The organism is Shewanella gelidii, assembly GCF_014647855.1.
Taxonomy (GTDB): Bacteria; Pseudomonadota; Gammaproteobacteria; order Enterobacterales; family Shewanellaceae; genus Shewanella; species Shewanella gelidii.
In genome coordinates this window covers 1-19,027 of sequence record NZ_BMPZ01000007.1, presented here as the reverse complement: position 1 = coordinate 19,027, position 19,027 = coordinate 1, and the positions used below count along the sequence as shown (strand labels likewise).

The following is a 19,027-nucleotide window of genomic DNA, read 5'->3' as shown; positions in this document are numbered from 1 at the left end:
TACGCGGCTGACCAATGGTTCGCACTCGCCCAATTCATCGTAAATACGATAACACAAAATCATCTCAGCCTATATATAAAGCAATGACTAACCTTTAAACTGCTTCACATCTCAAAGCTCATCTAAATATTTTTGCCTAAAATCATTGATTCTCAAACAGCTACAGCCAATGAACTCCGTGAGGTTTAAGCTGCGCTAAAGGGGAAAAATGGGCAACAGGAGGAATACGCCTTGTTCAAAGCAACACTATCAAAAGTACGAATTATTACTTTGATTTTTATTAAATTTATTGCATTCATGGCCGTGATGATTACGGGCGCCTATTTTTTAGCACCTTTAGGTTTAATCAACTCAAAAGATATTGAGATGAGCCAGTTTAGCAATACACCAAGCGATACCATGATGGCATTTTTTAACAGTGAAATTTTTAGTGGTTACCTGTTCATGGTGACCATTACCCTCGCAGTTTTTGCAATCTATTTACTCTGGCAACTACATGAGGTTGCAGTGCATCAAGCCCAAGCGAAGAAAAGTGCCCACGTACAATTGGTCTTTGCACTCTCTCTTTGTGGTTTGTTTTTACACAAAGCTTGGTGGGTCGGCGCAATTATTATTGCATTTGCCAACTGGCAACATATTGGCCAGTCCATTACGCAAATGTTGCGCAACAGTCGCTCAGAAATAAATGCTGAAATAGTAAATGCCTCAAGCCATAAAGCTTCTGCCGCTGGCGCGTTGAGCCCTCAAACTAACAAGCAACCCACTGTGACAAGCCAAGGATAATCCCATGAAAGAAGTCATGATCCCCTATATTTTAATTATGTGGATTTTAGTCTCGACCGGAGTGATCCGTTGGACACTAAAAAGCGCATTTTGGATTATTTCAACCGGTGCCTTTATTCTCGTCATTTTAGGCATTATGTCACGACTATGGGCCCCTGTTGATTTAACCTACTCTTCAACAGTGAAGGCGCCCCATTCAGTGTTATCACCGCTATTTCAAGAACAAATTGATCACATTTATGTGGAACACAACCAAAAAGTAGAAAAAGGCGACATCATTTACACCCTAGTCGATACGAGTTCACAAGCCAACGTACAGAAAATTGAAGCAGCGATTATTCAGCAACAAGAGACGATAGCCCAGTATAAGCGCGACATTGCACGCTCTAAGATCTCTCCAGAGATTTTTAACGAGCGTGATATTGAGTACTTCCAATCGCAAATGCGTATTGCGAAAGCTTCGTTAGAATCGTTGCGAGCTGATTTACAACAAACAGAGTTCGAACAAGCACGAAAAACAATACGTGCGCCTTTTGATGGTCAGGTTGCTCTAGTTAATGTCGCAGATGGTAGCCGGATAGGTAATATGCATATCTATGATACGTCTAGAAAGTTTATGGAAATGCGAATTCCAGATCAAACCTATCGATATATTGAACCAGGTCAATTTGCTGAGTTTTACGTCGATGCCTATCCGGGCGAAATTTTTAGAGCCAAGGTTCACAGTGTAACGGCGGGGACGGGAGAATCTTCAATTTCACCCCTGCAAGGGCCACAAAGTGTCAGGCAACATGTCGCGGCAAATACGAGCAGTCACGGCCGAACAGTTGTGTTAGAAATCATGGAGCCTGAGGGGAAAACGATTCCTATCGGTGCAACCGGCTCCGCTTGGATTGCGGCCAATAAACCGCACTCATTCTTTAGCTTCATCGATGTCATTGGCGCGGCAACGGTACGACTTAATTCCTATAAGTCCTACCTCAACGCATTGTAAGCAAAAAAACGGGCTACGGTTACTGATCAGTAGCCCTATTTTCATCGGGTTTATTGACTTATCTTGTGTCTAACGCAATCAGTAAACCTCGTGTATTGCTTCAACCTCACTCCATTTTATAGCTAAACGACCCGACTCTGGCCAGCATTCTTGTACGACGCCCTCAGAGCTTCCGCCCTCGATATACTCACGATAAGCAGTCGTAAAGCACCGCTGGCGATTACTCAGTTCGATTTTGATGTGGTTGCCTGACTTAAAATAGATGTTATAGGTACGATTCTCAGCAATTGTCGTACTTTTGATGCGTTTACTCTTCCCTGCGAGTTCCATTTCAACCTCCATGAATTATGCCCGAACAATTGAGCTAACTTGAATCACAGTAACAAGATGTCAGTCGCTTGCAAGGCTTGGAGAGCTATAACGTCAAACCTAAACAAGAGTTAATGATTGAGAAAAAATGAATGTTCAATTCAAGCGCGTCATTGATACTCACAAAAGAAACTCGGGGGATAGTCATAAAGGAAAGATGCTTCATTTTAACTGCCATAATTCAGCATAAGCCTAAGCCAAAAGTTTTACCTAGCAAGTTTTTGTCAGCTTGTGTTGTTCTAAATTTGAAAATCTGTAACCCAATGTGATTCAACTCAAAATTCAAACAATTCTTGAGATCTGGTCATACAGGCTTTAACATGAGCCAACCTTAATATGGATGGCGGTACATGGATAGCAAGCTGTGGGTATTGATCGAAGATAAATTGAATACCAAGCACCTGATGTTCACCATAATCCTTGGCTTTATCGCAATGATTGCCAACGCCTTTCCCATTCCTCTTGTCGCCAATTTACAACTTATTCTTGGCAATGTTGCCGTTATCATTGTCACGATTTTGCTTGGCCCTTGGTATGGGCTTATCGCTGCAGCATTGGGTTCTCTCAGCCTTATATTTTCTCACAATGGTGCCCATGCATTGCTTGTCTATTCAGCTGAAGCAATTTGGCTTGGGTTCGCTGTTCGATATGGTCTTTATGCACTCTATGCAAATTTTTTCTACTGGCTGATTGCAGGCACTCCTTTGTTCTATATCTGGGCGAAGCTCTTTTACGAACTCCCTGATAGCAGTTTGCCGTTTATCTTTTTAAAACACATGATCAATGGCCTGATATATACCTGTATCGGTTCTATCGTCATCATCATGACTAGCCGTTTTTGGAATCAGTATCGAATTACTCAAGATCGAAAACGACGCAGGTTTAGTGAACAATTAACTTATGTTTTCACCATCATTGTGACTTTGTCCTTATTGGTTTCTGCACTTGTGTTTAACCACAACTCAGTGCAAGACCGACAAGTGTTACTGCAAAAACATATACACGATATGACGATTCAACAAGGAAAGGCGACGGAGAACTTCCTAAAACAAAACCAAACCGCCATCGAACACGCTGCACATTGGCTCGGCCGAGTTATCGACTCTCCCGCTGAACAGCAAACGATTCTAAAAAGGCTAAGTCAACATTATCCAAACTTTACCACGTTAAATATAGCCAATAAGCATGGCGATATAACGCATTCTATTTTGCAATCAAAAAATGCGGAAGACACCCAAGAGATGTCGATTCAAGGCGCTGAAAAAGACGTCATTAACGTTAAAGACTCGCCGTATTTTCAACAGGCGTTACATCAAAATAAAAAGTATTCTTCCCCTGCATTTGAAGGTATCGGCACACACCCTAAAGCCATGATCGCGATTTCTTCGCCCGTTCATACGCCCACTCAGCCCGATGTACCAGTTGCGGTTTTACAGGGATCTCTTGAGCTCTCTAACTTTACAGGCTTTGCCAATAACCAAGCATTTGAAATCGCGCAATATGTGTTACTTGTGGATGATAATCAGCGTGTTATTTATGCTTCTGCCCCTCTAGCTTTGCCAACGCTCTCAAGTTTCCAATATTCAAAAATGAGTAATCAAATCTATCGCACTGATATGAACTTGATGAATTTGCACGATCTTTCAAATAGCAGCCCTGAATATATTTACTCAAAATATCAAATGAACAATGGCTGGAATTTATATATCCTGGAAAGCTTTGCCCCCATCATTCGTTCTGTTGAAGCACAGTTTAAAATTACATTTGCATTTTTGTTGCTATCAACCATTATTGCTATGTTTATCGCAAAAACCACCAGCAAACGCTTAACCAAGCCTTTAGAGTTGATAGCGAATAATTTCACGCAGATCAAAAGTAATTCAAATGATGTTTTTCTGCTTGATCATTTTGCCCCGAGAGAAGTCTACAAGCTATTCCTAAGGCTGAAGAGTTCGCAAGCACAATTACTTAAACATAAAAATGAGCTTGAACAGACGGTGGCACAACGTACTCAAGAACTTGAAGATGCAAACATCCGACTTAAAGATTTAGCCGAGAAAGACTCGCTGACCGGCCTTTACAATCGACGCTATGCCGAAACTCGATTTGAAACCGTTCAAGAACTTTGTGAGCGTAGCCACGAACCTATTACTGTGGCTTTGTTAGATTTAGACCACTTCAAACGAGTAAATGACACCTATGGCCATTTAGCCGGCGACGAATGCTTAAAGGCCGTCGCACAGTTATTAACAAAGCATTTCCAACGTGAAAGTGACATCGTGGCACGATACGGTGGAGAAGAGTTTCTTTTGATTTTGCCACTATGTAACCCAGCGCAAACTGCAGAGCATTTAAATGCTTTCCGTAGGGATTTGGCCGACCTTGAAATCAAACATCCAACCGAAGCGAACCACTTCCATATTAAAACGAGCATCGGTGCTTTTGTGGCTCATGCCAGCTATAGCCACTTGCTTGAAAAGTGGATTAAGCATTCAGACACTAACTTATATCAAGCAAAAACAAACGGACGAAACCAAGTGCTTATCTCTTATGACGAAGCACTTACCTACCCAAACCAGCAGCAAGTCTAAATGCATACGCTTTTCGACGGTTCAAACGAGATTCAAGACACAACCACAGTGACGCTGCAGTCAATGCAGACCATTGGCAATCCTCGTAGCCAAATCTGCTTTTATTTGCCCAAGCCGCCTCTATTTCCAACATATACTGAACTCAACAGCACGCAAAACTCGAATACCTGGCAACAAGCTTTAATCGACTTAAATGGCAATCATTGGCGAAAGATTTTAGTGCTCATTGCAAAAATATCTGCACCAAATCTTCAATGGCGAAACTACCGCACGCAGCTTTTTACGGTACAACGGGAACAAGTTCAATTCGGTGCAACGCAGCTTAATCCGCACGCAAAGTGGCATATTGTTTGTGGTATACAAGCCGCAAAAATGCTTGGGGTTTCAAGCGCTCATCAACCCAAACAAATCGTAGTCAAGGAGCAAGTTATCCTTACTCCATATTTGGACTACAGGCAACTCCCCAATGTTTTGGTGGAACAGATCCGCCAAATCATCCATCTAAAATGAATTCATATATAACTCAACTCGAAAATAGCGCTACCCACGGCTCATATAAACCTCACCAACATGAAAAAAGCAGCCGATTGGCTGCTTTTAGGAGTCAGTCTTTAAACTGCAATGCTGAGCAAACAGAGAGCGCTACAAGCTTAGTCATAAATCGTTGGAATGGCTTGGCGCTTGTGCTGCGTACGCTTGTATATACCAATCAGCTTGCTTTCAACGGCTTCAGTCACCTCTTTACCTTCTAAGAAGTCATCGATTTGATCATAGGATAGCCCTAAAGCCACTTCATCAGCGAGTTGCGGCTGCTCTTCTTCCAAATCAGCTGTGGGTGCTTTGTTCACTAACACATCTGGCGCCCCTAAATAGGAAGCAAGCTGGCGCACCTGGCGCTTACTCAATCCAAACAAAGGCGCGAGATCGCAGGCACCATCACCAAACTTGGTATAAAAACCTGTGATATTTTCTGCACTATGATCGGTTCCAACAACGAGTCCACCGGCAAAACCAGCAATTTCATATTGGGCAACCATACGCATTCTTGCTTTCACATTACCTTTTACAAAATCCGTTTTATCAGCGGCGGCACTGTCAAAGCCAGCAGCTTGCAATGCATTCAGTGTTTCTTGATGAATACCGTTCACGCCGTCAGCAATATTAACTGTGACTTGCTTTGACGGTTGAATGAACTGACAAGACAACTGGGCTTCATCCTCATCTTTTTGCACATCATAGGGAAGACGCACTGCTATAAATTGGTATTGAGTCGCATTTAACTCCTGATTTAATTCATCAACAGCAAGCTGGCACAGGCGCCCTGCCAGTGAAGAGTCAACACCACCACTAATGCCCAGCACTAAAGCACTTGATTGCGCCTCTTTCAACTTGGCTTTGAGAAAAGCCACGCGTCGTTGTACTTCATACTCAGGCTCAATGGCCTTAAGTACCTTCATTTCCCGTAGAATTTGTCCTTTCACAGCTAGTCTCCGCTCTGTGCAATGTGGCACTTTATGATCAAAAAATCTGTCAGCAAATTTAGCATTTATGCCCAATTAGGAACAGCGCAAATTGAGGTCGTCACAAAATTTGCTAGCTTGATGAATTAAAAAAGCCATACAATACTGCCGCTTCACATATTTCCGCTCAAACAGATATCTAAAAAATCGACCTGACGGGAAAGGTTAATCACCTCAAATTGATTCATCACAACAACTCTTAGGGATTTTTAATGGATTGGCAATTACTCGCAACCATCGGCATGATCCATAGCCTTGCATTAATAAGTCCAGGACCCGATTTCGCGTTGATGGTCAAAATTGCCTCTCAGCAAACTCGACAAACCGCATTAGCAGCTGCTCTTGGCATTGCCATTGCTATTTTAGTCCATACCATTTTAAGTCTCACTGGTGTAAGCCTACTGATACATAGCTCTCCGGTTTTGTATACCATAGTGCAACTCTGCGGTGCGAGTTACCTAGGTTGGATGGGAATTGGCGCGCTCAAAAGTGCTTTTCGGATACAAGAAGGCACTTCAACTTTGGACGAAACCAGCCCTGCTATCAGCGCCATATCAGGCTTTAATCGAGGATTATTGACCAATCTGCTCAACCCTAAAGCTTTGGTATTTTTTATTACCTTGTTCTCAACATTAATGACGCCGAGTATCAGCTTTAATACACGAATTGCTGCTGCAGCCCTGCTATTTACGCTGTCTACTGCCTGGTTTGGCTTACTTGCAATCCTATTGTCTAAACCTAAAATGCAACGCAAATTCCAGCAGTTCAATCGGCTCGTTAACGGCCTCATCGGGTTTGTTTTTATTAGCGTGTCATCACTAATCTTATACCAGTTGATATTTCTCTAACCGATACAAAAACGCCTTATAACTCAAGCCTAAAAATTTAGCAGCTTGGGTTCGATTCCCTTGGTTACGAGTCATTGCTTGCTGTAAACACTGCTTCTCAAAAGATTCCCACTCAATCCCCTCTTGAGGCAAAGTGAATCCATCGATGGACGTTGACGGCGCTGGATTGTTTAGCTCTTCAATCAACTCTTGCTCGTCACCAAGTAAAACAAATCGCTCGATACGATTAGCCAATTCTCGTACATTTCCGGGCCAATGATAATCGAGCAGGGTTTTCTTCGCATGGGAGCTTAGCGGTTCTGGGTGTGCTCGGTATTGCTTACTATGCATCACTAGAAAATGCTCGATTAACCGACCAATGTCCTCTTGACGGTCGCGAAGCGGTGGCATGTGAATCGGCACAACATTCAAGCGATAATATAGATCTTCTCTAAATCGTCCGGCTTTAACCTCTTGCTGTAGATCCCTATGGGTTGCAGCAATGACGCGTACATCTAATTGAATTTCACCTTGCTGTCCTAAGCGACTAATCACACCTTCTTGTAAAAATCGCAGTAGCTTAGTTTGCAATAGCAACGGCAACTCACCTATTTCGTCAAGAAATACTGTGCCACCGTTTGCAGCTTCTAACTTGCCAATCTTGAGTTGCGAGGCTCCGGTAAACGCCCCCTTTTCTGCGCCAAATAATTCTGCTTCAGCCAGAGACTCAGGAATCGCGCCGCAATTAATCGCGATAAACGGTGTATTTTTACGCTCTGATAATTGAAACAACGCACGTGCAGCGAGCTCTTTTCCTGTACCACTTTCGCCACCAATTAACACCGTAGCATCGGTCGAGCTAACCCGCTGAACTCGCTGATAAACCTTTTGCATACAAGGCGCTTTTCCCACTAACCCGATGAGTGATTGCTGTTCTGAGAGTTGAGACACGAGCTGCTGATTTTGTTTTTTGAGCGCGACAGACTTGACGACTTTCTCTATGGCCAACAACAGCGACTGACGCTGATAAGGTTTGGCTAAATAGTCATCCGCTCCAGCATGCATAGCATCCACAGCGTGGGTAATGGTTCCATAGGCTGTTGCGATGATAAATCCCATATCGGTATGTTCTCGACGAACATACCGCAGCAAATCCATACCGGAAAGTTGACCAAGCTTCCAATCAGAAAACACCAACTCTGGCGGCCTTTCCTTAATCATTAAAATTGCTTTTTCAACACTATCGGCCGTTTCCACCTCATAGGCTTGAGCACTCAAAATCTGTGCGATGAGCTGCCGTTGATCGTTTTCATCCTCAACCACGAGAATGCGTATACTTTGCTTCATTCGCCTGCCTTATCTATTTGAAATGTAACCGTCGCAATGGTACCGCCATCAGGGTTATCACGATAACGTATCTCCCCCCCGTAGTGGCTTTCGACAAGCTTACTTGCAATATATATCCCCATGCCCGAACCCTCTGTTTTGGTCGTCACATGGGGCTCAAACAGATGGCCTCTGACCTGTTCATCAATGCCTTTTCCCCAATCGGTGATCTCGACAACCGTTGTACGCCCTTCTTGGCGAAGGTCAATGGCTACTCTTGGCCGCTGTTCGCAAGCTTCAACAGCATTAATAATTACGGCATGGAGAATACTACGAACTTCAGATTCAGCGCCCATTACAAGATAACTATTTTCATCTTCTTGCGTTGTTAAACCAGTAACATCTAACTTCGATCCACCAATAGACAACTCGAGCAATATATCTTGAATGACTCCTTGAATAGGAATTGCTTGACTGCGACTTACTGAGCCTGCTGCCAGAGTGAGCAAAGCCTGAATGCTTTTATCCATATGTGCAATTTTCTGTTGGACTTTTTGTGCTAAATCAAAACGGGTTGATTGCTCGACTTCTTGAGAAAGCTGATCACTAAGAAGACCGAGGGTATGCAAAGGATTTCGTAAACTATGGGCAATTCCTCGGGTTATTTGACCAATATCAGCTAGGTTTTGTTGCTGAGTCATCAAAGCTGTTTTCTCGCTTAAACTCGCTAATTGGCGGCTCATCCCATTGAACCCAGCCAAGATCTGCTTAATCTCCTCAATACCGGACTCTTTGACTTGAATCCCCAATTGACCAGAACCTAATTGTTGATGCCCTTGCCGCAGCTGTATCAAGGGTTGGCTAACGTGATGACTTAGCCAATAGGTTAAAAACAAAGCGATAACACAACTCAAGCCGATCAGAACAAATATCGTCTCACTAAACTGCTCTAAACCATTGTTCGCATCATTGCTGGCTAGCTGAAGCTCTCGTATAGTTGAGCCCTGTGAGTGCAATGACTCATACGATGCTTGGTTTAGCCCCTCATGCATATTCAATCGTTTACTTTCATCAGGTAATCCAGTAATTCCCTCTTGCACAACCTTTGACGGAATAGGCTTGGGCGCGGTATCGAACCTAGATTGCACGATCATCACTCGACCGGAATCCAACCAATCTTCCGTTCTAATTTCGATGTTTCTCACAGCTTCTTTTAAACGCTGCTCATACACCTTGGCCGCTTGCTTTTGGAGCGCAACAATCTGCTGCCGCTCTTTCTGTATGGCTTGGGTTTCCTTCTGCATCAAAGCAACCACTTTAGCTTTGTGTTTCGCTCGCTCTTTTTGTGCTTGCATATCCGGATTAGCACGATATTGAATCCCTATGTCTTTAATTTGCGTTGCAAGCTCATGGACACTTTCATCCATTTTTGCAATCTCATCGTCAACCATTGAAAGCTCTTCAGCCAACTCTTGGGCCAAAGCGTGATGTTGACGCTCACTAAGGATTTCTTCTAATACTTCATGGTTTGGTAGGTCAGATCCAGAAACTTGAGGCTGAGAAGGCGGGTGCATCGAAATCACACGCTCAAATTCTTCTTGGGGCATATCATCCAATAAATCAGGCCAATCCCCTGCCTGCTCAATCACAACATCGATAATATCCTGCGATAAAGCACGAGAACTAGTTTGTAATTGTGCTTGAAGCTGATCTTTGAAGTACTGCGCTATAAAAATCTGACTCAACCCCAAGAGCACAATCAACGTCCCAAACACTAGAAATACATATCGCTTAATTGACATAAAATTACGCGTCTCCGTCAACAATGACCCAGGCTATACCGATAAAATTGGCATGTATACTTCAGCTTATGCTCCTGCAACGACCAATCCCATCAAACTCCATACAAAATTAAGGCCAACACAGCGATTTATTTGCTGAGCCGGCATAATAAAAAATATGTTTATAATCAGCGTGATGCATTTCAAATCATCATAAAATCTTAAACACCAGATTTTTGTAGCAGCTTTTCGTCTTCTCTGCATAAGCTGACTTCCTCATATCAGGAAGTCAACTCCTTGAATGGGAACTCAACTTTGCAATAAAAGCTGCCGAGGACACGCTTTTAGGCCAGCAGGCATCATAAACCTTCGAAAATTCATGCTGGCACACTCTTCGCAATGGTCATCTCTGAATCATAGCTACGCTCGCTATTAATCAAAGTGAGACTTCTAGCTATAAAAATATTGGTTTTAGCGCCGCTTACGCCAGTTTTATACGCTCAAAATAATAAGGACTCTTCATGTCAATCTATCAAAAAAAACAACCCATACTCTATACTCTACTAGCGACGTTACCATTGCTCGCCTGTGCCCAACACACAGATCAAACCAAGGCGACGGCTCAAAGCCCTGAATCATTTGTTGTCAAAGGCGATCAAAACCTACCGAATCAAAGAAACACCATCAAAACCATTCAGATTGAAACCGAAGATCCGCGAACAAATACTGATGAAAAGTCCGGAGTTATTCAGGTCAAAGTACATGATAATGACCAAGAACATCAGTTTAAGCTCTCCCAAACCCAATTATCTGATAAGGCCTATGTCGAATCACAACTCGACGATTTGCCACCAAAAACGAAAGCGCATATATCAGAGCTAATCAGTCAGCTTGAAGCGCCCCATAAACAAGGTAAACAGATAACAAAAATGATTGCGCTAAAGCAGGAAAAAGCCAATAAATACGAAGCAATACACAAACAGCATTTAGCAAAGAAAAGAGCAAAATTACAACAAGCATTAGAGAAGAAAACCGCTGCCATAGAAAAGCGCGCGATTCACATTGAAAAGAAAGCGGCTCATCAATTAGAACGTGCACTTAAACAACAAGAACAGCATTTACGCATGTTAGAAATGGAGCAGGAACAAAGCAAACATGCAAATAACCAGCATTTAACCCATGATATCGCTATTGAATTACAACATGATTTAAATCAAGAGGATATCGCTGAAATTCAAGAGTTGGCAATTGAAATTGCCGATTTGGAACTTGCACAGTTAACCGAAAACATTGAAGAATTGCACAGTCTGAAATCAATAGATTCTATTCAGCTCGCTGATTTAGGTGGTTTAGAGCGCCAAGTCATCATTTTAAATCACCATGACAAAGAACAGCCATTTGAGTATGTGTTGAAGCTTATAAAGTTAGGTACATTTACTCAAACTGAGAAAAATCAGATAAAAGCCGCATTAAATTAAAAATATGTGAACAAGCTTATAGTATGCGCCTTTTCATTTACGGTATGCTGACCAGATAATACTTTTGGAGTACGGTTTATGTGGTGGCGCATTTTACTTATTTGTCTTGCGTATTTATTGATCAGTGCTCACTTTCTGCGTTATGGCCAGCACCCATTCGCTATTAGTTTTGCCGTCGCTCCAATTTTGCTATTTATAAAGCAGAGTTGGTCAAGTCGCTTATTACAAATCGTCCTTGTTGCAAGTTGCGTACTCGTGTGGGGTGTCAGTACTTATGACTATATCCAAGTGCGTGTATCAATGGGTGAACCTTGGACTCGTTTATCACTTATCATGTCAAGTGTGATCGTTTTTACAGCCATCGCAGCAAGCTGCTGTAGTGGAATAATTAAGAAGCGAGCCAATCGCAACCCGTACGGTTGAACACTGCGCAACAATAATGAGTCCACCTTTTTATCACCTCAACTTCTTTGTTGACTCCTTCCAAATGAGCCAGTTATTGCACGATTACTTCGTTCACGGGTAACCTATTTGGCATGACTTTCCCGTTCAGCTAAGAACTAACGAACCGATACACAAAGCCCCTCTTGAAGTCAGGCTCGGTTAAGCTAACTTGGTTTAGAATAAGCAAAATTTGGCAGTTTGCTTATAAATCAGTAGACTGAGTTGACTGAAATGTATCAGGAAGAACCCCATGAGAATATTGGTAGTTGAAGACGATCCCATTCTTTCCCACCACCTTAATGTACAGCTGAGCGAATTGGGTAATCAGGTTCAAGTCGCCGACACAGCGAAAGAAGGCTTCTACCAAGCCACAAATTACCCAATTGATGTCGCGATTGTTGATTTAGGGCTTCCCGATCAAGACGGAATCAGCTTAATTCAATCCCTTAGAGAGGCCGATCTTAAAGCGCCGATTCTTATTTTAACCGCAAGGGTGAATTGGCAAGATAAGGTCGAAGGACTCAATGCTGGCGCTGATGACTATTTAGTTAAACCCTTTCAGAAAGAAGAGTTAGTCGCCCGTTTAGACGCCTTAGTTCGACGCAGTGCTGGTTTTGTGAAACCTGTTATTCAGAGTGGTGCACTTGAGCTCGATCTCGCAGCCAAACAAGTCACACTCAACCGAGAGCCGATGGAAGTGACAGCATTTGAGTATTTGATTCTTGAGTATCTTATGCGCCATTGCCATGAGGTCGTAGCGAAACAACGACTACTCGATGTGATATACGGCGACAAAGAAGGTGATCCTAATACAATTGAAGTCATGGTAAGCCGGTTACGTAAAAAACTATCCAAAGGTGGCATTGAGCAATCTATTGTGACCATTCGCGGCCAAGGCTACAAATTTAACCTCCCATGCAACTAAGATTAAAGCCAAAGAAACGTCTGTTAACACGGATGTTTCTCACATCACTTTCAATCATTGCACTGGTGGGCTTCGGTTTAGCATGGATGGTAAATACCTTGCATGTTCAAAATGCCTATACTGAAGAAACCGCGGAGTTAATTGCAGAAATCCCACAAGTCGCTGCAGAACTCAGGGAACATGATTTAATCCCCGATACCAGTGCTTGGTTAGAGGAAAACAACAAACAAGAAAACTTTGTTCTCGCAAGCTGTGATAAAGACTTTAAACAAGTTTGGACCTCAAAGCTTGCTGTTGATCGAGGCCTGTTTGATACCTGTCAACAATTCCTACAAATCAAAGATGAGTCCCCGCCTTATCATTTAACTTTGTCAGACGATAAAGGCTACTTCATCTATATGCTTGAAGTCGAAATCTCCGCAGTTCACTACAACCTTTTAATTTTAAAGGATGCTGAACAAATTGAGATGGAATACAGTGAGTTCAGCAAAAGAACCTATTTGCGCTTGGCATTAGTCATTTTACTAGCGCTGCTACTGCTTATCAGTGCCGGCTACTGGGGAATGCGCCCTCTTGTGAGAATGCAAAATGAATTGCAAGCGATTAATGACGGTAAGAATAAATCACTCTCTGGCGGATACCCTGTAGAACTAGAAGGCGTAACCAAAGCACTTAACCAGTTGTTAGTACAATCCAATGCACAACAACAGCGCTATCAAAACGCCATGAATGATTTGGCCCATAGTTTAAAAACAAGGCTCGCCGCGGTCCATGCTATCACCGACGATCAAAGCCTCGATAAAGCAGGCACTAGCGAGCGGATTATGGAGCAAGTCAGCCAAATGGATCTGTTGGTAAAATACCAACTCAAGCGTGCGATGCTTGGTCGTAAAGGCTTAAAAACCGAGATGACACCAATCGCACCTTTAGTGGCACAGTTATCGCAAATGCTCTTTAAAGTTTATCGAGACAAAAATATTCGCTTTCAAACCGACATTCAGCAAAATGCGATGTTCCCCGGCGATAAGGGGGATTTAATGGAGCTATGCGGCAACCTTATGGAAAACGCATTCCGTCTGTGCATTAGTGAAGTGAAGCTAACTTGTTTAATCAATGACGCACAGGAATGCGAAATCATAGTCGACGATGACGGTGCAGGCGTTGAAGAAAACATGAGAAGCAAGATTTTACAACGGGGAGTACGTGCAGATAGAAACTCCCAAGGCCAAGGTATTGGGCTTGCAGTTTGCCATGAAATTGTTTCTAGCTATAACGGTCAATTGTTTATCGAAGATTCTGACCTACAAGGTGCTCGGTTTAGAATCTGTATTCCTTTATAAAAGAAGTGTAGCTAGGTTTTCATAAACAATCGCGTCACCATCTGTCAACGACGATATAGTTGTTCCGCACGATTAAACATCACCCACGACGTCGCAATATATTTATTACCACTTAAGGGAATATTGCCGCGATGGGAGTGGGTAAACCCAGCTGGAGCGATCACCAGCGTGCCCTTTTTCGGTTTAATTTTTTTCCCCTGATAATAGAACTCTGTTTCTCCACCTTCATCAACATCATTCAAATAGAACATATACAAGACCACACGATGCAGGGCTTCATTATGCTCTTGTTGTGGAAACTGTTCTGAGTGCCAATGGGGATAACCACCGCGGCCCTGTAGATACTTTTGAATATTGATATTACCGCTACGATATAAATAGCGGACGATGGCATCAATATTAGGCTTACCCAGTGAATCAAAGTTATCTGGATTTAGGGTCACTGCTTGACCGTTTTCTCCTGCAACTCCCACTGACACGGCTCCCATCAATCCCATATTATAGGTTTGAAAATACCGCTTGATGTACTCAAAGGTGCGTTGAAGCAGCTCATTTTTTAACGGGAGTAAATCATCATAGTTATCCATCATCAAATCCAAACTACGTTTTTTCGCTTTATCGACGCCACCACCGGTTTCTCCATCACGCACCCCAGGGTGTTGCTCAAATGTCGTGATGAGCCGGTCGCATAACTCATCGGGTAAAGCATTTTGATAAACTTCAATAAAATCCATAACAAAGGTCAATTTATAGTCTAACGGATGATATTAATATGCTGTCATGCAAGTGTGTACATTGTAAAGCGTCATAAACCATATAATAATATTGGAACTTCCCTATTCGAAATGGCTTCATGAGCAAAATAAAGAAAATTCCTGTCGGTCAACTCAAAGTAGGCAGCTATGTACAGCTACCGCTGTCGTGGAAAGACCACCCTTTTCTCTTTAGTAACTTTAAGATCAAGCAAGCAGCACAATTAGCATTAATTAAGAAACTGCCGCTAGACCATGTCTATATAAATCTTGAAAAATGTGAAGACATAGAGATCGAGCAGGATCTGCCGCAGCCTGAAGCTCAAGAAATTAACGATTTATCAAAAAGTATGCATGATGAAAAAGCTGCCCGTATTGAAGCTTTTAAAAAGATGCGTCGCAGCTTAACGAAGACCGAAAAGAACTTTGATCGCTCCATTGCCAAAATGCGCAGCTTAATTACCAAACTCCGAAGTCGTCCGTTAACCGCTGTAACTGAAGCACAAGACTTAATCCATGACATTACCAATCAGTTACTTTCGTCTGATAACCTCGTACTACATTTGATGGGTGATGCAAAAAATGATGAAGGCATCTATTATCACTCCTTAAATGTCGCCGTCTTATCGATGTTAGTCGCGAAAGAACTAAAGTGGTCTCAGGAAGAAATTGAAAACGTAGGACTTGCGGCATTGTTTCATGATATCGGAATGCTAAAAGTACCAAGCCAGCTATTGAGAAAACAAACGGCGCTGACAACTGCCGAAATAAATTTTATGAAACAGCATCCAAGTATGGGTGCAGATCTTGCCAAACTTGCTGAAAACTTCCCTGAAAAAGCTCTACCACTCATTCAAAACCATCACGAGTTTTTAGACGGAACTGGCTACCCAAAGGGGTTAAAAAAAGACCAACTTGACCCATCATCGCAACTTATTGCTGTTATCAACCAATATGATGAACTGTGCCACCCAAACCAAAATATAAAAGCAAGAACCCCTTACTCAGCATTGGGTTACCTCTTTAAAAACTTTAAAGAGCAACTCAATCAAGAGCACGTTGGCCAAATGATAAAAATGCTCGGCGTCTATCCCCCTGGCAGTGTTGTCGAGCTATCATCCGGTCAGTTTGGCATTGTCATGGGTGTCAATCTCGACAAGTTATTACTCCCAAAAATCATGGTTTACGATACCATGGTGCCCAAAGAGCAGGCACCTATTATTGATTTAGAATCAGAAAACCTTTCAATAGTCCGCTGCCTGCCGCCTGCGGCACTCCCAGAAAAGATATTTAAATATTTGAATCCTAGAGAGCGGGTGAATTACTTTTTTGGTTCTGAAAGTAATTAGTTCAAAGTGTAATAACTGTTTTCATGCCCACTAAAGCCGACAAAACCATCTAAACTTAGTTAATACTTCAAGGATAGCTTAACGATGAGCACCAGCGCTCACTAGACACTGCCTATTGAAATTCTCATTTTGTCGCAAGGAAAGTGCGAATAACTCGCACTAATAAATCGCGAATCACAAGCAAAATTTGGCAGTAAAACGGGAGCATCAAATGACCCAGCTACCTGATTTTGACACGTTGAAATGGCTTGCTGAACACAAGCCTGAACAACTTCAAAAACTTCAAACAACCTTGAGTGACGAGGCAATCTCTTCCTCGGTTCGAAATCAAGCACAACTCCGCTGCCTTATTTTTCATCTGCATCAAAAACTCAACAGATGCCAAAATGCATATCAGCGTTGCCAGTTAACGATGGATCTTATGGGAGATAAGCTTTCAACACTTTCGATGGTGATCAATGAGCCAAGCTTTGTGAAACAGCCAGCAGGAGAAGTCGTTCAATTCATCCATAAACAGCAATGACTGTGAACTTCCATATAGGAAAATCAACTCCCTATACGGATTATAGCCAGCCTTTTCGCCTGAAAAACAGGTAGGTACCTGCTGCGCTTGCAATCATCATTAAAATGGCCATTGGGTATCCTAAGCGCCAATCAAGCTCTGGCATGCTTGTGAAGTTCATTCCGTAGCTACTTGCAATTAATGTTGGCGGTAGGAATACCACAGCTGCAACGGAAAATATCTTGATAATTTTATTCTGTTGTAAACCACTAAAGCCCATTGCCGCATCGAGCAAAAAGTTCAATTTATCAAAAATAAACTGACTATGTGGCATAAGAGACTCAATATCTGAAAGCATCTCTCGCAGCTCTTTAAGATTTTCTTCGGTCAATTGTCCGCGATAATAACGCTGCATATAACGAAGTGAACGCTGGGTATCAAGCAAACTTAACCGGATCTTACCATTTGAATCTTCTTGCAATGTAATCAGTTTGAAGATGTCATCCAGTTCATTGCTCTCAAAAACTTCTTCACTCACATTTTCGAGTACCGTATATACATCTTCAATTAAATCAGATAAATAATCGACTTTAAGTGTAAACAGCTCCAGAAAGAGTGCCTGTGGTGTAGTCACTTCAACACGACCTAGCCTCAGGTAGTTGCGAAGTAAACGGATCAGACCTACATCTTCTTCTCGGATAGTGAGCAAAAAATTACTACGAAGGTTAAAGGAGACGTTCACGCCTTTAATATCTTGACCGACACGCTGGGGAAATAACGAATTAATATGTAAGCCGTCGCTATTTTGATAAAAACGAGCAGAGGCTTCGATTTCGTTAAAGTCCTCCTCTTCAGGTACTTCCTCGACAGAATAATAGCTTAACCAGTCTCGTTCTTCGTCGGTCGGGCGGTGTAAATCAAGCCATAAGGTTTCTTCCGGAAGCTGATCTTTAATATCCAATTCGAGGATCGATAATTTTCGATCAATGTAGACATATGCCGTGATCATGTTGCCTCCGGTTCTGATTAAGCCTTCAGCTTAATCGCATATTTAGTTTTAAATAATAAATACTTTCGTACTGAAATGAGTTTGAGAAAAGAGTACAAATAGAGCTCTGCGTAAAAAACTACTTTGCCGATGTCGCTATGATAACCCGCTCTTGATTAGACAACCGAATCGTAATCCCATCAAGTGTAACAATTTCATGTTGAGAAATATCTCTCTTCTTAACTTGGTATACCGTCTCACCGGAATGATTGGGTGAGACGATCGTTACCGAGAGTACCTGGCTACCATCATACCAGTACCAGCCCAAGTAACTTGCACTGCCCAGGAGTAAGACCGCTAATGTCCCAGTAACCATATAACGTCTCAAAATTGATTGCCCTAAATCAGCTGCGGGTTTTTTCGTGGTTTTCACTCTAGAAGAGCGTTTTAGCGTTGCCCAAGCAAACGCAATAACAAGAGCAGTAACCAGCAGCTTCGTTAACATATAAGGATTCTCAAAAAAATTTTAGACATTATAGCGAGGTCGCCGTTTGATAACCTCATTAGATATCAACTTTTTATCGAATTCATGACTTGAATTTATTTCGGAGAAATAATAATCAAGGAATCGATTACACACTAAAGCATCTCTGCAATGGGCAACATTTACGGCTAATTCTTAGTTTTTAGAGATAAGAGATAAGAGATAAGAGATAAGAGATAAGAGATAAGAGATAAGAGATAAGAAATAAAACCTACAATGATTCAAGCAAAATGCAGGTAAAATCAATGACCCGTTAAAAAACAACACGCACAAAAAAGCCCGCTGCAGTGCAGCGGGCTTTCTCATTTCTCTTACGAGAGTATATTAGGCGCCTGGAAATGAAGCTCTATGGTTTCCAGACAAATTCTTTATCTACCATCTAACTCTGTTAAACAGTAAATAATAATTCGGAAAGCTGTTCTCACTTTAATCAAGTGCTTCATATTCATACTAAGTTATAGCAACCAACCACTACCATCGCTGGTAAAACCCATCAGGGTTGTATGGTTAAGCC

General features: G+C 42.2%; 18 protein-coding genes. 11 read left to right on the top strand and 7 right to left on the bottom strand.

All coding sequences use genetic code 11. The features are described from left to right. Positions 1 to 231 precede the first annotated feature (231 nt). On the top strand, positions 232 to 783 hold the full coding sequence (locus tag IEY18_RS12440; RefSeq protein ID WP_229779856.1) for a magnesium transporter: 552 nt from the start codon (positions 232 to 234) through the stop codon (positions 781 to 783). 4 nt (positions 784 to 787) lie between these two features. Next, entirely contained in the window at positions 788 to 1,777 is a 990-nt protein-coding gene (locus tag IEY18_RS12435) for an efflux RND transporter periplasmic adaptor subunit (RefSeq protein WP_188921309.1), read from the top strand. Between the two features lie 78 nt (positions 1,778 to 1,855). Here the strand turns inward: IEY18_RS12435 and IEY18_RS12430 are convergent, their stop codons facing one another. Continuing rightward, positions 1,856 to 2,107: a hypothetical protein gene (locus IEY18_RS12430; protein ID WP_188921307.1), complete on the bottom strand. Its 252-nt coding sequence runs from the start codon at positions 2,105 to 2,107 to the stop codon at positions 1,856 to 1,858. Positions 2,108 to 2,496: 389 nt separating this feature from the next. Here IEY18_RS12430 and IEY18_RS12425 point away from each other — a divergent pair, with 389 nt between their 5' ends. Next, positions 2,497 to 4,737 (top strand): diguanylate cyclase domain-containing protein, encoded by a 2,241-nt coding sequence (locus tag IEY18_RS12425; protein WP_188921306.1) that lies wholly within the window; start codon positions 2,497 to 2,499, stop codon positions 4,735 to 4,737. Continuing rightward, a complete protein-coding gene (locus IEY18_RS12420) occupies positions 4,738 to 5,247 on the top strand; it encodes a DUF6942 family protein (RefSeq protein WP_188921304.1) in 510 nt (169 codons plus the stop codon). Positions 5,248 to 5,387: 140 nt separating this feature from the next. Here IEY18_RS12420 and nadE read toward each other — a convergent pair whose 3' ends face one another. Beyond that, positions 5,388 to 6,218 (bottom strand): NAD(+) synthase, encoded by an 831-nt coding sequence (nadE, locus tag IEY18_RS12415; protein ID WP_188921302.1) that lies wholly within the window; start codon positions 6,216 to 6,218, stop codon positions 5,388 to 5,390. Between the two features lie 251 nt (positions 6,219 to 6,469). Here nadE and IEY18_RS12410 point away from each other — a divergent pair, with 251 nt between their 5' ends. Further along, the gene (locus tag IEY18_RS12410) at positions 6,470 to 7,105 is read left to right on the top strand and encodes a LysE family translocator (RefSeq protein ID WP_188921300.1); all 636 of its coding nucleotides are present in this window, start codon (positions 6,470 to 6,472) and stop codon (positions 7,103 to 7,105) included. On the opposite strand, the gene IEY18_RS12405 is transcribed toward IEY18_RS12410, so the two are convergent. After that, positions 7,082 to 8,431 carry a sigma-54-dependent transcriptional regulator gene (locus IEY18_RS12405; protein WP_188921298.1) on the bottom strand — a complete coding sequence of 450 codons (1,350 nt, stop codon included), beginning with the start codon at positions 8,429 to 8,431 and terminating at the stop codon, positions 7,082 to 7,084. The two genes, IEY18_RS12410 and IEY18_RS12405, sit on opposite strands and share 24 nt — an antisense overlap. After that, entirely contained in the window at positions 8,428 to 10,212 is a 1,785-nt protein-coding gene (locus IEY18_RS12400; protein WP_188921296.1) for a sensor histidine kinase, read from the bottom strand. The genes IEY18_RS12405 and IEY18_RS12400 overlap by 4 nt, the downstream gene beginning before the upstream one ends. Positions 10,213 to 10,712: 500 nt before the next feature. Here IEY18_RS12400 and IEY18_RS12395 point away from each other — a divergent pair, with 500 nt between their 5' ends. The 4 genes from IEY18_RS12395 to IEY18_RS12380 all read left to right on the top strand — a co-directional run bounded on the left by IEY18_RS12395 (position 10,713) and on the right by IEY18_RS12380 (position 14,378). Next, positions 10,713 to 11,669, top strand: coding sequence for a hypothetical protein (locus IEY18_RS12395; RefSeq protein ID WP_188921294.1), 957 nt, complete (start codon positions 10,713 to 10,715; stop codon positions 11,667 to 11,669). A gap of 78 nt (positions 11,670 to 11,747) precedes the next feature. Next, positions 11,748 to 12,092, top strand: a complete 345-nt coding sequence (locus tag IEY18_RS12390; protein WP_188921292.1) for a hypothetical protein — start codon at positions 11,748 to 11,750, stop codon at positions 12,090 to 12,092. 271 nt (positions 12,093 to 12,363) lie between these two features. Continuing rightward, positions 12,364 to 13,038, top strand: coding sequence for a response regulator (locus IEY18_RS12385; protein ID WP_188921290.1), 675 nt, complete (start codon positions 12,364 to 12,366; stop codon positions 13,036 to 13,038). Next, the gene (locus IEY18_RS12380; protein WP_188921288.1) at positions 13,029 to 14,378 is read left to right on the top strand and encodes an ATP-binding protein; all 1,350 of its coding nucleotides are present in this window, start codon (positions 13,029 to 13,031) and stop codon (positions 14,376 to 14,378) included. The genes IEY18_RS12385 and IEY18_RS12380 overlap by 10 nt, the downstream gene beginning before the upstream one ends. A 44-nt stretch (positions 14,379 to 14,422) precedes the next feature. On the opposite strand, the gene IEY18_RS12375 is transcribed toward IEY18_RS12380, so the two are convergent. After that, the gene (locus IEY18_RS12375) at positions 14,423 to 15,112 is read right to left on the bottom strand and encodes a 2OG-Fe(II) oxygenase (RefSeq protein ID WP_188921285.1); all 690 of its coding nucleotides are present in this window, start codon (positions 15,110 to 15,112) and stop codon (positions 14,423 to 14,425) included. Positions 15,113 to 15,231: 119 nt separating this feature from the next. On the opposite strand from IEY18_RS12375, the gene IEY18_RS12370 reads away from it, so the two are divergent. Both IEY18_RS12370 and IEY18_RS12365 read left to right on the top strand, forming a co-directional pair. Next, positions 15,232 to 16,479, top strand: a complete 1,248-nt coding sequence (locus IEY18_RS12370) for an HD-GYP domain-containing protein (protein WP_188921283.1) — start codon at positions 15,232 to 15,234, stop codon at positions 16,477 to 16,479. Between the two features lie 211 nt (positions 16,480 to 16,690). Continuing rightward, a complete protein-coding gene (locus IEY18_RS12365; RefSeq protein WP_188921281.1) occupies positions 16,691 to 17,002 on the top strand; it encodes a DUF3135 domain-containing protein in 312 nt (103 codons plus the stop codon). 40 nt (positions 17,003 to 17,042) lie between these two features. Here IEY18_RS12365 and corA read toward each other — a convergent pair whose 3' ends face one another. Together corA and IEY18_RS12355 are read right to left on the bottom strand one after the other, a co-directional pair. Beyond that, complete coding sequence (gene corA / locus IEY18_RS12360) at positions 17,043 to 17,990, bottom strand: magnesium/cobalt transporter CorA (protein ID WP_188921279.1); 948 nt, start codon at positions 17,988 to 17,990, stop codon at positions 17,043 to 17,045. A 118-nt stretch (positions 17,991 to 18,108) separates the two neighbouring features. Then, positions 18,109 to 18,474 (bottom strand): hypothetical protein, encoded by a 366-nt coding sequence (locus IEY18_RS12355; protein WP_188921277.1) that lies wholly within the window; start codon positions 18,472 to 18,474, stop codon positions 18,109 to 18,111. Positions 18,475 to 19,027 lie beyond the last annotated feature (553 nt).

Bases quoted from the DNA above. Each gene is read 5' to 3' on its own strand.
- IEY18_RS12435 (WP_188921309.1), top strand. From the start codon at position 788: ATGAAAGAAGTCATGATCCCCTATATTTTAATTATGTGGATTTTAGTC.
- IEY18_RS12430 (WP_188921307.1), bottom strand. From the start codon at position 2,107: ATGGAACTCGCAGGGAAGAGTAAACGCATCAAAAGTACGACAATTGCT.
- IEY18_RS12425 (WP_188921306.1), top strand. From the start codon at position 2,497: ATGGATAGCAAGCTGTGGGTATTGATCGAAGATAAATTGAATACCAAG.
- IEY18_RS12420 (WP_188921304.1), top strand. From the start codon at position 4,738: ATGCATACGCTTTTCGACGGTTCAAACGAGATTCAAGACACAACCACA.
- IEY18_RS12410 (WP_188921300.1), top strand. From the start codon at position 6,470: ATGGATTGGCAATTACTCGCAACCATCGGCATGATCCATAGCCTTGCA.
- IEY18_RS12405 (WP_188921298.1), bottom strand. From the start codon at position 8,431: ATGAAGCAAAGTATACGCATTCTCGTGGTTGAGGATGAAAACGATCAA.
- IEY18_RS12400 (WP_188921296.1), bottom strand. From the start codon at position 10,212: ATGTCAATTAAGCGATATGTATTTCTAGTGTTTGGGACGTTGATTGTG.
- IEY18_RS12395 (WP_188921294.1), top strand. From the start codon at position 10,713: ATGTCAATCTATCAAAAAAAACAACCCATACTCTATACTCTACTAGCG.
- IEY18_RS12390 (WP_188921292.1), top strand. From the start codon at position 11,748: ATGTGGTGGCGCATTTTACTTATTTGTCTTGCGTATTTATTGATCAGT.
- IEY18_RS12385 (WP_188921290.1), top strand. From the start codon at position 12,364: ATGAGAATATTGGTAGTTGAAGACGATCCCATTCTTTCCCACCACCTT.
- IEY18_RS12380 (WP_188921288.1), top strand. From the start codon at position 13,029: ATGCAACTAAGATTAAAGCCAAAGAAACGTCTGTTAACACGGATGTTT.
- IEY18_RS12375 (WP_188921285.1), bottom strand. From the start codon at position 15,112: ATGGATTTTATTGAAGTTTATCAAAATGCTTTACCCGATGAGTTATGC.
- IEY18_RS12370 (WP_188921283.1), top strand. From the start codon at position 15,232: ATGAGCAAAATAAAGAAAATTCCTGTCGGTCAACTCAAAGTAGGCAGC.
- IEY18_RS12365 (WP_188921281.1), top strand. From the start codon at position 16,691: ATGACCCAGCTACCTGATTTTGACACGTTGAAATGGCTTGCTGAACAC.
- corA (WP_188921279.1), bottom strand. From the start codon at position 17,990: ATGATCACGGCATATGTCTACATTGATCGAAAATTATCGATCCTCGAA.
- IEY18_RS12355 (WP_188921277.1), bottom strand. From the start codon at position 18,474: ATGTTAACGAAGCTGCTGGTTACTGCTCTTGTTATTGCGTTTGCTTGG.